At 71.9% G+C, this 12,020-nt stretch carries 17 protein-coding genes; 9 read left to right on the plus strand and 8 right to left on the minus strand.

Features of this window, described 5'->3' with window-relative positions; genetic code table 11:
- The 6 genes from aroQ to E9232_RS17765 form a co-directional block, all read right to left on the minus strand.
- The gene (gene aroQ / locus E9232_RS17740; RefSeq protein ID WP_309795966.1) at positions 1-465 is read right to left on the minus strand and encodes a type II 3-dehydroquinate dehydratase; all 465 of its coding nucleotides are present in this window, start codon (positions 463-465) and stop codon (positions 1-3) included.
- An 86-nt stretch (positions 466-551) separates the two neighbouring features.
- A complete protein-coding gene (locus tag E9232_RS17745; RefSeq protein ID WP_309795968.1) occupies positions 552-1,043 on the minus strand; it encodes a TPM domain-containing protein in 492 nt (163 codons plus the stop codon).
- Between the two features lies 1 nt (position 1,044).
- Complete coding sequence (locus E9232_RS17750) at positions 1,045-1,974, minus strand: TPM domain-containing protein (protein WP_309795970.1); 930 nt, start codon at positions 1,972-1,974, stop codon at positions 1,045-1,047.
- Positions 1,971-2,525, minus strand: coding sequence for a TPM domain-containing protein (locus tag E9232_RS17755; RefSeq protein ID WP_309795971.1), 555 nt, complete (start codon positions 2,523-2,525; stop codon positions 1,971-1,973). The genes E9232_RS17750 and E9232_RS17755 overlap by 4 nt, the downstream gene beginning before the upstream one ends.
- Before the next feature lie 2 nt (positions 2,526-2,527).
- Positions 2,528-3,148: a LemA family protein gene (locus E9232_RS17760; protein ID WP_309795973.1), complete on the minus strand. Its 621-nt coding sequence runs from the start codon at positions 3,146-3,148 to the stop codon at positions 2,528-2,530.
- Between the two features lie 131 nt (positions 3,149-3,279).
- The gene (locus E9232_RS17765; protein WP_309795975.1) at positions 3,280-4,149 is read right to left on the minus strand and encodes a LysR substrate-binding domain-containing protein; all 870 of its coding nucleotides are present in this window, start codon (positions 4,147-4,149) and stop codon (positions 3,280-3,282) included.
- Between the two features lie 100 nt (positions 4,150-4,249).
- Between E9232_RS17765 and E9232_RS17770 the strand changes: the two genes are divergently transcribed.
- The 5 genes from E9232_RS17770 (at position 4,250) to E9232_RS17790 (ending at position 7,274) form a co-directional block, all read left to right on the plus strand.
- Entirely contained in the window at positions 4,250-5,173 is a 924-nt protein-coding gene (locus tag E9232_RS17770; RefSeq protein ID WP_309795977.1) for a DMT family transporter, read from the plus strand.
- Positions 5,174-5,238: 65 nt separating this feature from the next.
- Positions 5,239-5,577: a hypothetical protein gene (locus tag E9232_RS17775; protein ID WP_309795979.1), complete on the plus strand. Its 339-nt coding sequence runs from the start codon at positions 5,239-5,241 to the stop codon at positions 5,575-5,577.
- 50 nt (positions 5,578-5,627) lie between these two features.
- Positions 5,628-6,116 carry a cupin domain-containing protein gene (locus tag E9232_RS17780; protein ID WP_309795980.1) on the plus strand — a complete coding sequence of 163 codons (489 nt, stop codon included), beginning with the start codon at positions 5,628-5,630 and terminating at the stop codon, positions 6,114-6,116.
- Positions 6,117-6,166: 50 nt separating this feature from the next.
- Complete coding sequence (locus E9232_RS17785) at positions 6,167-6,448, plus strand: DUF3303 domain-containing protein (protein WP_309796591.1); 282 nt, start codon at positions 6,167-6,169, stop codon at positions 6,446-6,448.
- A gap of 22 nt (positions 6,449-6,470) precedes the next feature.
- Positions 6,471-7,274 (plus strand): MBL fold metallo-hydrolase, encoded by an 804-nt coding sequence (locus E9232_RS17790; protein WP_309795982.1) that lies wholly within the window; start codon positions 6,471-6,473, stop codon positions 7,272-7,274.
- A 141-nt stretch (positions 7,275-7,415) separates the two neighbouring features.
- Here the strand turns inward: E9232_RS17790 and E9232_RS17795 are convergent, their stop codons facing one another.
- Together E9232_RS17795 and E9232_RS17800 are read right to left on the minus strand one after the other, a co-directional pair.
- Positions 7,416-8,924: a multicopper oxidase family protein gene (locus E9232_RS17795; RefSeq protein WP_309795983.1), complete on the minus strand. Its 1,509-nt coding sequence runs from the start codon at positions 8,922-8,924 to the stop codon at positions 7,416-7,418.
- A 105-nt stretch (positions 8,925-9,029) separates the two neighbouring features.
- Entirely contained in the window at positions 9,030-9,659 is a 630-nt protein-coding gene (locus E9232_RS17800) for a CGNR zinc finger domain-containing protein (RefSeq protein ID WP_309795985.1), read from the minus strand.
- Positions 9,660-9,734: 75 nt separating this feature from the next.
- Here E9232_RS17800 and E9232_RS17805 point away from each other — a divergent pair, with 75 nt between their 5' ends.
- The 4 genes from E9232_RS17805 to E9232_RS17820 all read left to right on the plus strand — a co-directional run bounded on the left by E9232_RS17805 (position 9,735) and on the right by E9232_RS17820 (position 12,013).
- Complete coding sequence (locus tag E9232_RS17805; RefSeq protein WP_309795987.1) at positions 9,735-10,334, plus strand: GNAT family N-acetyltransferase; 600 nt, start codon at positions 9,735-9,737, stop codon at positions 10,332-10,334.
- On the plus strand, positions 10,331-10,645 hold the full coding sequence (locus E9232_RS17810; protein ID WP_309795989.1) for an antibiotic biosynthesis monooxygenase family protein: 315 nt from the start codon (positions 10,331-10,333) through the stop codon (positions 10,643-10,645). Before E9232_RS17805 ends, E9232_RS17810 begins: the two co-directional genes overlap by 4 nt.
- A 30-nt stretch (positions 10,646-10,675) precedes the next feature.
- Positions 10,676-11,080, plus strand: coding sequence for a VOC family protein (locus E9232_RS17815; RefSeq protein WP_309795990.1), 405 nt, complete (start codon positions 10,676-10,678; stop codon positions 11,078-11,080).
- Between the two features lie 360 nt (positions 11,081-11,440).
- Positions 11,441-12,013 carry a GNAT family N-acetyltransferase gene (locus E9232_RS17820; protein WP_309795992.1) on the plus strand — a complete coding sequence of 191 codons (573 nt, stop codon included), beginning with the start codon at positions 11,441-11,443 and terminating at the stop codon, positions 12,011-12,013.
- The last annotated feature ends 7 nt before the right edge of the window (positions 12,014-12,020 follow it).

Raw genomic sequence — 12,020 nt, forward strand, 5'->3', positions numbered from 1 at the left:
TCACCGGTCGGTTTCGAGAAGCCGCGCCATGGCCTGCAGGGCCAGAAGATAGCCGTGCACGCCCAATCCGCATACCACCCCGGTCGCCGCCTGCGACACATAGGAATGGTGGCGGAACGGTTCGCGGCGAAAGATGTTGGAGAGATGGACCTCGATCACCGGCAGCTCGGCGGCCTGAAGCGCGTCGAGGATGGCGACCGAGGTGTGGCTGTAGGCGCCGGCGTTGACGACGATGCCGTCATGGGCGGTGCGGGCCTCCTGGATCCAGGTGACCAGCTCGCCCTCGTGGTTCGACTGGCGGAAGTCGACCTCGAGCTCGAGCTGCTCCGCCTCGTCGGCGCAGGCCTGCTCGATGTCGGCAAGCGTGTCCCGGCCGTAGATCTCAGGCTGGCGCACGCCCAGCATGTTGAGGTTGGGGCCGTTGAGGATAAGGACCGTCGGCCGGTCCGATTGGATCGCCGTCACGCGTCGCTGCTCCCGGAATCACTAAGGGCGGGGGTATCATAGGCGATGCGGCTTCCACAAGCGCCGTCGCAAGAACCTGTAACCCTTCACAGGGTGACGGGCCGGTCCGGCAGCTCGTCGGGATTGGACTCGCCCTCGGCCAGCGGCCATGTACGCAGCAGCTCGGCGTCGATCGCGGCCAGCGCGTCCACCACGCCCTGCTCGTACTGTCCGGCCTGGAACCGGGCCCGCAGCTCGGCGCAGATCCGCAGCCACACGGCGTCGTCGACCCGGGCGGTGACGCCGCGGTCGGCAACGATCTCGATGCGATGGTCGGACAGCAGGATATGGAGCAGCACGCCGGTGGCCTGCGCCGTGTCCCACACCCGCAGCCGGCCGAACACCTCCAGCGCCCGTGCGCGGCTGTCGCGGATGTGCGGCGGGGCCGCGGCCTCGACCGCCACCACGATCTCGCCGCGGTGCCGGCGCTCGGCGATGTGGATGGTCTGGTGCAGCCGGGCCATCACCGCCGCGCCGAAATGGCGCCGCAGCAGCCGGTGGCCATGCCAGTGGGCGAAGGGCCTGAACCGCCGCAGCATGTTACCAGCTCCCGGATGCACCGCCGCCTCCGCTCGATCCGCCGCCGCCGCTGAAGCCGCCGCCGCTGGATCCACCGCCACCGCCTCCACCGCCGCCGAACCCGCCGCTGGATCCGCCGCCGAACCCGCCCGAGCCGCGGCCGGAGCTGAAGGTGCCGCCGCCGAGGCCGCCCAGCCCGCTGCCGAAGCCGCCGAGGATCAGCGCGCCGAGGCCGCAGAACGCCCCGAGGAATAGGATGCCGGACACCGCCCAGCCGATGCCGCCGGCGACCAGCGCGCTGCCGACCGGCGGCAGCGGCGCGGGCAGGCCGGCGGCCCGCAGGCCGAAGCGGACCACCACGCCGGCGATGATCGCCATGATGAAAACCTGGGGGAAGTCCAGCGGCGCGCCGCTGGACGATCCGCTGTCCGGCGGGGGCGGCGGCAGGGCCTCGCCGTTGATCAGGCGGATCAGGCTGTCGACCCCGGCGCCGAGGCCGCCGGCGAAGTCGCCCTGGCGGAAGGCCGGGGTGATCTGCTCACGGATGATGCGGCCGGCGGCGATGTCCGGGATGGCGCCCTCCAGGCCGCGCCCGGCCTCGATCCGCACGGTGTGGTCGTTCTTGGCCACCAGCACCAGCACGCCGTCGTCCACGCCCTTGCGGCCCAGCTTCCACTGGTCGAAGACGCGGATGGCGTACTGTTCGATGCTGTCGGCGCCGGTGGTCGGCACGATCAGGATGGCGATCTGCGATCCCTTGCGCCGCGCAACCTCGGCCAGCTTGTCGGTCAGCGCCTGGGCCTGGCCCGGCGTCAGGGTCCCGGTCAGGTCGGTGACCTGGGTGGCCAGCTGTGGCACCGCGACCGGCTGCTGCGCCCAGGCCGGCAGGACGAAGGCCAGCAGCAGGGCCAGGGCGGCAAGGTGGCGGGGCAGGCGCAGGCTCAGGGTCATGCCGCGTCCGCCAGGGCAGGGGGCATGGGGGTGGCTTGCGACGCCTTCTCCGGCTTCGGCAGGCCGTCCCGTGCGATCAGCGGCACCAGGGACGCGATGGCGGCGGTGATGCCGCGGGCGAAGTCGCCGGCGCGGAACGCCGGCACCATGTCGTCCTGGATGATCCGCACGGCGGTGGCGTCGGGGATCGCGGTTCCGAGGCCGGTGCCGACCTCGATCCGCATCCTGCGGTCGGTCTTGGCCACCAGCAGCAGAACCCCGTCATTGATGTTCTTGCGACCCAGCCCCCAGCTGCTGAAGACGCGGAGGGCATAGGCCTCGATGCTGTCGGTGCCCGTGGTCGGCACGATCAGCACGGCGATCTGGGCGCCGGTGCGGCGTTCGACCCAGGCCAGCTTGGTCTCGATCATCCGGCTCTGCTCCGCCGTCAGCGTTCCGGTCTGGTCGGTCACCCGGGTGGCCAGGGCCGGCACGGCGACCGGGTCCGCCCGGGCCGGCTGCAGGGCGAGGGCCAGCAACAGGCCGGCCGCGGCGGCCATCCGGCGCAGCATGGTCAAGGCTTCGGCGTCGCCGGGTTCCCGAACTCGACCTTGGGCGCGGTCGAGATCGCGGCCTCGTTCTCGACGCTGAAATTCGGCTTGGGCCCGAAGCCGAGGAGGCCGGCCACCAGGTTGCCGGGGAAGCGCCGGACGCCGACATTGTACTCCTGCACCGCCTGGATCGAGCGGTTGCGGGCGACCGTGATCCGGTTCTCGGTGCCTTCCAGCTGGGTCATCAGGTCCTGGAACAGGGCGTCGGACTTCAGCTGCGGATAGTTCTCCGTCACCACCAGCAGCCGCGACAGGGCCGAGGACAGCTCGCCCTGGGCCGCCTGGAACTTCTGCAGCGCCGCCGGGTCGTTCAGCGTCTCCGGCGTCACCTGCATGGTGCCGACCTTGGCCCGCGCCTCGGTCACCTGGACCAGCACGTCCTTCTCCTGGTTGGCGTAGCCCTGGACGGTCTTGACCAGGTTGGGCACCAGGTCGGCGCGCCGCTGATACTGGTTCAGCACCTCGGACCAGGCCGCCTTGACACCCTCGTCGCCGGTCAGGAAGCGGTTGTAGGCGCTGCCGCCCCACAGGGCGATCAGCACGACCAGGACGATGATGACGATCAATCCGGTGAAGCGACGCATCCGATCCCCCTTCGATGTGCGGAGCGACTCCGCCCGAATTGCAGCATCAACCCATGGCTGCGGCAATCGTGCCGACAAAAATCATATCATCTCCAGCAACTTCTGGGACTGGTTTCACATCCGGGCGATCTCTAAGCGGCGACGGCTTCCGGCCGGCCGATGGTGCCGCGGATCTGATCGGCCAGCCGCAGGGCGGCCGGGCTCCGCGGCCGGGCGCCCCAGGCCAGGGCCACCTCCAGCATCGGCAGGGACGGCAGGCCGTCGCGCTCGCCCAGCACGCGCATGCCGGCGGGCAGGCTGCATTCGACCACCACCGCCACCGCCAGCCCGGCGCGGACCACGGCGGCCAGCCCGACCAGGCTGGGGCTGCTGTAGGCCATGCGATGTGGCCGCTGCGCCGCGGCCAGCGCCTGCAGGGTGACGTCGCGGGCGACGCAGCCGGGCTCGTACAGCGCCACCGGCAGCGGGTCGGCGAGATGCGGATCGTGGTCCGGCGACCCGAACCACACCAGCGGTTCGCGCCGCAGCAGTTCGCCGTCGCGGCCCAGCCCGCGGGTGACCACCGCCAGGTCGATGCGCCCGGCCGCCAGATGGTGGTCCAGCAGCGTGCTCTGCTCGCAGATCAGCTCGACCTCGACATGCGGGTGGGTGGCGGCGAAGCGCGACAGGATCGGCGGCAGCAGCGAGTCGGCGTAGTCGTCGGGAATGCCGAGCTGGACCCGGCCGCGCAGGTCGGGCTCGATCAGCGCCGCCCAGGCCTCCTCCTCCAGCCGCAGCATACGCCGGGCGTGGCCCAGCAGGCTTTCGCCGGCGGCGGTCGGCCGCACGTGCCGGCTGCCGCGGTCGAACAGCCGCTTGCCGGTGGCCTCCTCCAGCCGCCGGATCTGCATGCTGACCGCCGACTGGGTGCGGCCGACCCGCGACGCGGCCGCGCTGAAGCTGCCATCCTCGGCGATCGCCACCAGGGTGCGCAGCACGTCGAGATCGAGACGTCGTTCCATCGCCCAATCATAAATCCAGGTGATGGCTCCCTTCAAATCTATTCGTTTGAGTGAAGGCGGCCGCAGCCCCAGCTTCCAGCGATCGGAACGGGAGGCGGCGATGGCGGGCAGTGTCGAGGTGACGGCGGCGGAGCGGCGGACGGGGATCCTGCAGCTCGGTTTGGGCATGGCGGTGGTCGGCACCGTCGGCGTGTTCATGCAGGAATCGGGGCAGGGGCCGATCAACGCGGTGTTCTTCCGCTGCGTGTTCGGCGCGCTGGTGCTGGCGGCGTTCTGCGCCGCCCGCGGCTGGCTGGGGGGCCTGCGCCTGCCGCTGCGGACCTGGGGGCTGATCCTGTTCGGCGGCGTCTGCATCGTGCTGAACTGGGTCGCGTTCTTCGCCGCGATCCAGCATACCTCGATCGCCTTCGCCACCATCGTCTACCATGTCCAGCCCTTCTGGGTGGTGCTGGCCGGCCCGATCCTGTTCGGCGAGCGCATCAGCCGGCAGAAACTGGGCTGGATCGCCATCGCCTTCGCCGGGCTGGTGCTGGCCATCGGCATCGGCACTGGCGGCGCCGAGCCGGGCCGCCTGCTGGGCGCCGGCCTCGCGATCGTCGCCACGCTGCTCTACACCGGCACAGTGCTGTCGACCAAGGCGCTGCGCGGGGTGCGGCCGCATCTGACCGCGATGGTCCACGCCGCCACCGGCATCGTGCTGCTGGCGCCCTTCGTCAGCATCGCGGCGCTGCCCGCGATGCCCGGCCCCTGGGGCTGGCTGGCCGGGCTCGGAATCGTCCACACCGGCCTGGTCTACGTCCTGATGTACGCCGCCTATCCGAAGCTGCCGACGCCCGTCATCGCGGTGCTGGCCTTCATCTATCCGGCCTCGGCCATCGTCAGCGACTGGGCGGTCTACGGCCACCGGCTGGGGCTCGAGCAGGCGGCCGGCATGGGTCTGATCGCCCTGGCCAGCCTGGCGGTGACGCTGGGCTGGCGGCTGTGGCCGGCGCGGCGGGTGCCGGCGGCGGTCGGCCAGGGCTGACCGCAGGCCGCCTCCCGCCTGCGCAGGGCGTTGACTTAACCGCGGCGTTTGTTCATGATCCGTTCATGAGTAAGCCCACGCGCCCCGCCCCCAACCCAGCCCTCGTCACCGATCCGGTGCTCGCCCGGCTCGAGAAGCGGATGCAGTCGCTGGATGATCTCGCCAAGCGACGCATGGTGGAGGTGGAGGCGCTGGCGAAGGACCCCGACGCCGTTCCGGACATGGTGGACCGCTTCTGCCGCCTCTCCGAGGAGGTGACCGGGGCCATCGAGCAGAGCCACACGCTGCGGCAGACGTACCGGCGCCGGTTCGAGAAGCTGGAAGCGGAGCGGGCCCGGCGCGTGGCGGCCGCCCGCGTCGCGTTCCTGGCTCCCGGCGCGCCGCCCGCGGGCACCAAGCACTAGCCGCCCGACCCGCGCGGCAGGGCAGCGGATCGCCAGCCAGGGAGGCCGCCATGTCCGACACGCCATCCTCGATCAACGCCGACGGCGTCTACGAGCCGTTCTCCGTCGAGCAGGTGCCGTGGGAGGAGTTCTCCCGCGGCAAGCTGGGCAGCCGCTTCCGGGTGCTCAGCAAATTCGGCGGTGGCGACCATGTCGGCGTGGCCTATGAGGAGCTGCCGCCCGGCAAGCAGTCTAATCTGCTGCACTATCATCTGCTGGAGGAGGAGCATGTCTTCATCCTCGAAGGCGCGCTGACGCTGCGCCTGGGCGACAAGGCCTATCCGATGAAGGCGGGCGACTATGTCTGCTTCCCCGCGGGGCAGCAGGCCGGGCACTGCCTGGTCAACCACACCGACGCGCCCTGCCGCTACATCCTGATCGGCGAGAACAACCCGCATGACGTCGCGGTCTTCCCCGAGACCGGCCGGGTCAGCGTGCGCCTGACCGGCGAGGGCTATCGCGCATCCGCCGTGATGGACTATTGGGAAGGCACGGACTGAACCCGGCGGCCGGCGCCGGGACGGGCGAGGGAGGCCAGGCCGTGCTTTTCATGGTCATCGAGCGCTTCGGCGACGGCGATCCGGTGCCCGCCTACCGGCATCTGCGCGATGCCGGGCGCGGCATTCCCGACGGGCTGACATATGTCGACAGCTGGGTCGAGGCCAATGGCGCGCGCTGCTTCCAGCTGATGGAATGCGACGACCTGGCCCTGCTGCAGCAATGGGTGCTGCATTGGCGCGGCACCGGCGTCAGCTTCGAGATCGTCCCCGTGCTGCGCAGCGCCGAGACCCGCGCCGTGGTCGCGCCGCTGCTGGATGCGCCCGGCGCCTGATGCCGAAGAGGATGCGATGACCATGACCGACTCCGCGCTGCCCGTCGCCCCGGACTGGTTCCGCCAGCAGGATATGGGCGGCGGCCTGACGCTGATCGTCGAGCCGCATGTCGACGTGCTGATGCGGGCCAACATCTGGCACCTGCGCGGCCGCGACCACGACCTGCTGATCGATGGCGGCCTGGGCGTGGCGCCGCTGCGCCCGGCCCTCCCGGGGCTGTTCGCGGGCCGCGACACCGTCGCCCTGGCCACCCACACCCATGCCGACCACATCGGCGCGATCCATGAGTTCGAGCAGCGCTGGGTGCATCCGGTCGAGGCGGCGTCCCTGGCGACGCCGCGCCCGGGGTCGCTGATCTCCGACGACATCCCGGCCGAGGCGCGGCAGCGCTTCCTGGCCGCCGGCTATCCACCCCTCGGGCCCGCTTTGGTCACGGCGGTGCCGCATGCCGGCTACGACCTGCGCAGCTATGCCCTGCAGGGCGCGGCGCCGACCCGGCTGATCGAGGCCGGCGAGACGGTCGACCTCGGCGACCGCCGCTTCCGCGTGCTGCATGTGCCGGGCCATTCCCCCGGCAGCATCGCCCTGTTCGAGGAGGCGACCGGCACGCTGTTCGCCGGCGACGTGATCTATGACGGCCCGCTGCTGTACCGCGGCCCGGGCATGGACATCGCCGACTATATCAGCTCCTTCGCCCTGCTGAAGTCGCTGCCGGTCACGGTGGTCCATGCCGGCCATGACGACAGCTTCGGCAAGGCCCGGCTGGACGCCATAATCGACGCCTACCTGGCGCGCTGGCGGGCCGAAGGGCTGGTCGAGGGCTGAGGGCGGGAGGCCTCCAACACTGTCATTGCCCGGCTTGACCGGGCAATCCAGGGGCCACCAAGAGCTGCTCTGGCCGCCCCTGGATGCCACGGTCAAGCCGTGGCATGACAAGTTGGGTGGCGACGCGTCGGCCCTCAGCCCTCAGCCGATCCCCTCATACGCCACCGTCGTCATCATGCCGCCCTCCATGTGGTAGAGCAGGTGGCAGTGGAAGGCCCAGCGGCCGGGGTTGTCGGCGTCGAAGGCGACGGTGACGGTGCGGCCCGGCGGCACCAGGACGGTGTCGCGCCGGGCGCCCGCCAGCGGCGTGCCGTCGATCGCCACCACCTGGAAATGATGGCCGTGCAGATGCATCGGATGGGCCATCATCGACGGGTTGGACATCACGATCGCCACCCGCTCGCCCTGGCGCACCGCCAGCGGCGTGTCCTGGCCATAGACCTTGCCGTTCAGGGTCCAGACATAGCTCGCCATGTCGCCGGCCAGCACCACCGGGATGGTGCGGTCGACTGGGCGGGCGGGCAGGGGATCGGTCGCCGCCAGCTTCGCCTCCAGCGCCAGGTCGAGTGGCGGGGTCTTGTCCCCGCCCTGATCGGCGATGCGCGCCACCGCGGCGCCGGGCGCGGCCAGGACCAGGCCGGTGCGCTGCCGGTCGCCCTCGCGCAGCGCCAGCACCGGCAGCGCGGCGCCGGCGGGCACGGTCAGGCGGATGTCCAGGCGCTGGGCGACGGCGATCGGGAAGCGGCGGCCGATGACCGGCACCACCGGCATGCCGTCGACCGCGACCAGCGAGCCCGACACCGCGCCGAGATCGATGTGGAAGTTGGTGCCGGCGGCGCCGTTGATGATGCGCAGCCGCACCCGGCCGCCGCGCTCCACCCGCACCACCTCCGGGTCGGCCAGGGTGCGGTCGTTGGCGAGGTAGGCGTCGTATTCGACGTCGTTGAGGTCCATCGCCATGCCCGCCATGGTGCCCATGCCGGCCATGTCGTGCTTCATCCCCGGCATGGCGTCCGTACTCGGCTTGGCACCCATGCCGGGCATCGCCGCCATGTCGTGGCCGCTATGGTCCATCCCGGCCATGCCCGTCGCCGCCTGGCCCTGGTCGCCGCGCAGCTGGGCCAGGATCTCGGCGGGGTCGCGGAAGGTGAAGTCGTGCAGCATCAGCACCACTTCCTGCTCGTCCAGCCCGGCCTCGGCCGGGTCGGCGACGATCAGCGGCGCCGCCAGCAGGCGCTGCTCCTGCAGCCCGAAATGGGAATGCATCCAGTTGGTGCCGGGGCGCGTCAGCGGGAAGTCGTAGTCGAAGCCGGCGCCCGGCGGCAGCGCGTCCTGGGACACGCCGGCCACCCCGTCCTGGCGCCAGGGCGGGGTCATCCCATGCCAATGCACCAGCGTCGGCTCGGCCAGGCCGTTGGTCAGCCGCACCCGGAAGGCGTCGCCGGCCGTGGCGCGCAGGCCGTGGCCGCCATCCGGCCGGGTGATGCCGAACACGGTGGCGGCGCGGCCGTCGACCTCGATGCTGCGCGTCGCCACCGTCAGCCCGACCGGTGCTGCGGCGCGGGCCAGCCGGGGGCCGATCCCGGCCAGGGCGGCTGCGGCGGCGGTGCCGGCCAGGAAGCGGCGGCGGGTCAGGGCAGGGGCGGTCACAGGCGGAGCCTCATTCTGTCGACGAGGCCGGGACTCTGAGGCTTCCCCCTGCGGGAAGGTAAAGCGCGTCATCGCGTCGCTCCGGCCCAGGCCAGGGTCGACGGGTCAACCGGCCTCGCGGCTGCGCTCGTAGTGCCGGCGCGCCTTGTGCCGGTTGCCGCAATCCTCCATCGAACACCAGCGCCGGCTGTGGTTGCGCGAGGTGTCGAGGAAGACCCAGGCGCAGTCCGGGTCGGAACAGCTGCCGACCCGGTCGGCGCGGCCGGAGATCAGCAGCTCCGCCGCGTCCCACAGCACCGGCCAGATCGGCTGTTCCAGCGCTTCGGCCGGCGATGTCGCCCAGGCGAAGCCGGCCTTGGTCGGCACCAGCCCAATGCGGGTCGGGGCGCGGGCCAGCAGCGCGTTGACGGTGGCCAAGTCGGCCGGCGCGATGGCGTCCCGCGCCGTGAAGATGCGGTCGATCGCGCCGCGCAGGCCCAGCGCGGTGGCCAGCGCCGCCGCCGCGACCTTGGGGCGGCGCTCCGCCTCCTGCACCAGGCGGCGAACCTCGGCGCGGTCGAGGATCCCGACATGGCCGGCCCACAGCGCCAGCTCGCCATAGCTGGTCAGGCGTTCGCGCCGGTCCGGGACGTCGCCGCGCCACATCTCGGTGTTGATGAAGTCCAGGCACAGCGTGCCGCCGATCCGTTTCGGCGGCCGCAGGGCGTAGGACGGGGCGGGTTCGGCTGTCTGCATCGCCTAACCATCCTACCGGTTGACTCGGGCGGCGCAAGCCCGGCATCGTCGGCCCGACCGGTCCAGGGGTTAGACATGCGGAAGACCGATCGCGAGGACGCCCTCCACTGCCGGCCGCTGACGCCGGACCGGCTCGGCGACGTCGAGGCGGTGTTCGCCGGCTGCGCCGATGCCGGCCGTTGCTGGTGCGCCTTCTGGCGCCGGCCGCGCGCCGACTACAACGCCGGAACCCGCGACGGCGGCAACCGCGCCCTGTTCCACGACCGGGTCGCGGCAGGCGAGACGCTGGGGCTGGTCGGCTATCGCGAGGGCCGGCCGGTGGCCTGGTGCGGCGTCGCGCCGCGCTCGGCCCAGCCGCGCCTGGCCCGGTCGCGCAACCTGGCGCCGGTCGACGACCTGCCGGTGTGGTCGATCACCTGCTTCGTCACCGCCCGCGCCCATCGCCGCACCGGGCTGCTGCGCCCGCTGGTGCAGGCCGCGGCACGGCTGGCGCGGTCGCAGGGCGCGCCAGCGGTCGAGGCCTATCCCATCGATGCCGGCCGCCGGCTGTCTTCGGGCGAGATCTACACCGGCGTGCTGGGGCCGTTCCTCGACCTCGGCTTCCGCGAGGTGGCGCGCCGCGGCCCGACCCGCCCGATCGTCCGCCTGGACCTGACAGAGGAGGATTCGAGATGATCGCACGCATGTGGCGCGGCCCGGTGCCGAAGGCCAAGAAGGACGCCTATGTCGCCTATCTCCAGGAAACCGGCCTCGGCGACTATGCGCAGACCCCCGGCAATCGCGGCGTCTGGCTGCTGTGCCAGGACCGCGGCGACGAGGTCGAGTTCCTGACCCTGACGCTGTGGGAGTCGGTCGACGCGATCAAGGCCTTCGCCGGCGAGGATCACGGCCGCGCCCGCTACTACCCGCGCGACCGCGACTTCCTGACCCGCTTCGACCCGGAGGTCGAGCATTTCGAGGTGATCGACACCAAGGCCGCGGGCTAGAAGACACCGCACGAGACGGGGAGAGACACAATGCAGTTCCACCGGGGCCGCCTGATCGACCATGTCCATCTGGTGGTGCGCGACCTGGCGGCGAGCCGGCGCTTCTACGAAGCCGCGCTGGCCTCGGTCGGCCGCGCCATCACCTTCGAGGGCCCGGGCTTCTTCGCCTCGGACGAGCTGTTCGTCAGCCCGGGCGACGGCATCAGCCATGTCCATCTGGCGTTCCAGGCGGCGGATCGCGAGACCGTGCACCGCTTCCATGCCGCGGCGCTGGCCGCCGGGGGCCGCGACAATGGCGGGCCGGGCGAACGGTCCTACCATCCCGGCTATTACGGCGCCTTCGTGCTCGATCCCGACGGCAACAATATCGAGGCGGTGCATCACGGCCCGGCCGAGCGGTCGGCCGAGTCCGTGGTCCTGACGGCCGAGGTCTGAGCGCGGCATGACCTCCGACATCCGCCTGCGTCCCATCGCCGGGGATGACCTCGCCGCCTTCGCCGCCACCGCCACCGATCCGGCCCATGCCGGGGCGGTGCGGGCCTATGTCGACGACCTCCTGGCCAAGGGCGCCATGCGCCGGGAGTGGTGCTTCCTGGCCGAGGCGGGCGGAGATGCCATCGGCCGCGTCGCCTTCTGGTCGATGCCCAGGGCCGCGGCGCCGTCCGACATCGTGCTGCTCGACCTGCCCTGGACGGCGCCCGAGGCCCCCGCGATCGGCGCGGCGATCCTGGACCAGGCGGCCGGCCTGGCGCGGTCGCTCGGCGCCGCGGCGCTGGGCCATGTGCTGACACCCCGATGCAGGCGCCGCAATGGCAGGCCGAGCCGGAACGGCGGCGGGCGGTGCTGTCCGGCCACGGCTTTGCGATCCGGCGAGAGACGGTCCGCTTCGAGCTGGATGCGGGCACGGCAGTGCGGCCGCCCGCCGGCGACCTGGTGTTCCGCTCGCTGGCGGAGGTGGGGGAGGCGGCGTTCCGCGCCGCGACCGACCGGATCACTGTCGGCACCCTCGACCGTCGCGCGGGTGAGGGCGAGGAGGATGTCTTCGCCGACCTCCAGGCGATGGAATACGATCCGGCGTGGTGGGAGCTGGCCTATGCGCCCGACGGCGCGCTGGTCGGCCAGGTCATGCCGGTGGTGGCGCCGCGCATGGCGTCGATCGGCCATATCGGCGTGGTGCCGGAGATGCGCGGCCGCGGCCACATCGACGCCATGCTGACGCGCGGGTCGCAGACGTTGCTGCGGATCGGCCGCCATCCGATCATCGCCGACACCGACACCCGCAACGCGCCGATGGCCGCGGCCTTCCGCCGGGCCGGCTGGCGCGGCTTCGCGACCCGCACCGAGTTCGAGCTGCCGCTGAAAGGCTGACCGGTCG

Source organism: Inquilinus ginsengisoli (assembly GCF_031453975.1).
GTDB classification, from domain to species: domain Bacteria; phylum Pseudomonadota; class Alphaproteobacteria; order DSM-16000; family Inquilinaceae; genus Inquilinus; species Inquilinus ginsengisoli_A.

Coding starts and splice junctions, on each gene's coding strand:
- E9232_RS17745 (WP_309795968.1), bottom strand. CDS start 1,043: ATGCTGCGGCGGTTCAGGCCCTTCGCCCACTGGCATGGCCACCGGCTG.
- E9232_RS17750 (WP_309795970.1), bottom strand. CDS start 1,974: ATGACCCTGAGCCTGCGCCTGCCCCGCCACCTTGCCGCCCTGGCCCTG.
- E9232_RS17755 (WP_309795971.1), bottom strand. CDS start 2,525: ATGCTGCGCCGGATGGCCGCCGCGGCCGGCCTGTTGCTGGCCCTCGCC.
- E9232_RS17760 (WP_309795973.1), bottom strand. CDS start 3,148: ATGCGTCGCTTCACCGGATTGATCGTCATCATCGTCCTGGTCGTGCTG.
- E9232_RS17765 (WP_309795975.1), bottom strand. CDS start 4,149: ATGGAACGACGTCTCGATCTCGACGTGCTGCGCACCCTGGTGGCGATC.
- E9232_RS17770 (WP_309795977.1), top strand. CDS start 4,250: ATGGCGGGCAGTGTCGAGGTGACGGCGGCGGAGCGGCGGACGGGGATC.
- E9232_RS17775 (WP_309795979.1), top strand. CDS start 5,239: ATGAGTAAGCCCACGCGCCCCGCCCCCAACCCAGCCCTCGTCACCGAT.
- E9232_RS17780 (WP_309795980.1), top strand. CDS start 5,628: ATGTCCGACACGCCATCCTCGATCAACGCCGACGGCGTCTACGAGCCG.
- E9232_RS17785 (WP_309796591.1), top strand. CDS start 6,167: ATGGTCATCGAGCGCTTCGGCGACGGCGATCCGGTGCCCGCCTACCGG.
- E9232_RS17790 (WP_309795982.1), top strand. CDS start 6,471: ATGACCGACTCCGCGCTGCCCGTCGCCCCGGACTGGTTCCGCCAGCAG.
- E9232_RS17800 (WP_309795985.1), bottom strand. CDS start 9,659: ATGCAGACAGCCGAACCCGCCCCGTCCTACGCCCTGCGGCCGCCGAAA.
- E9232_RS17805 (WP_309795987.1), top strand. CDS start 9,735: ATGCGGAAGACCGATCGCGAGGACGCCCTCCACTGCCGGCCGCTGACG.
- E9232_RS17810 (WP_309795989.1), top strand. CDS start 10,331: ATGATCGCACGCATGTGGCGCGGCCCGGTGCCGAAGGCCAAGAAGGAC.
- E9232_RS17815 (WP_309795990.1), top strand. CDS start 10,676: ATGCAGTTCCACCGGGGCCGCCTGATCGACCATGTCCATCTGGTGGTG.
- E9232_RS17820 (WP_309795992.1), top strand. CDS start 11,441: ATGCAGGCGCCGCAATGGCAGGCCGAGCCGGAACGGCGGCGGGCGGTG.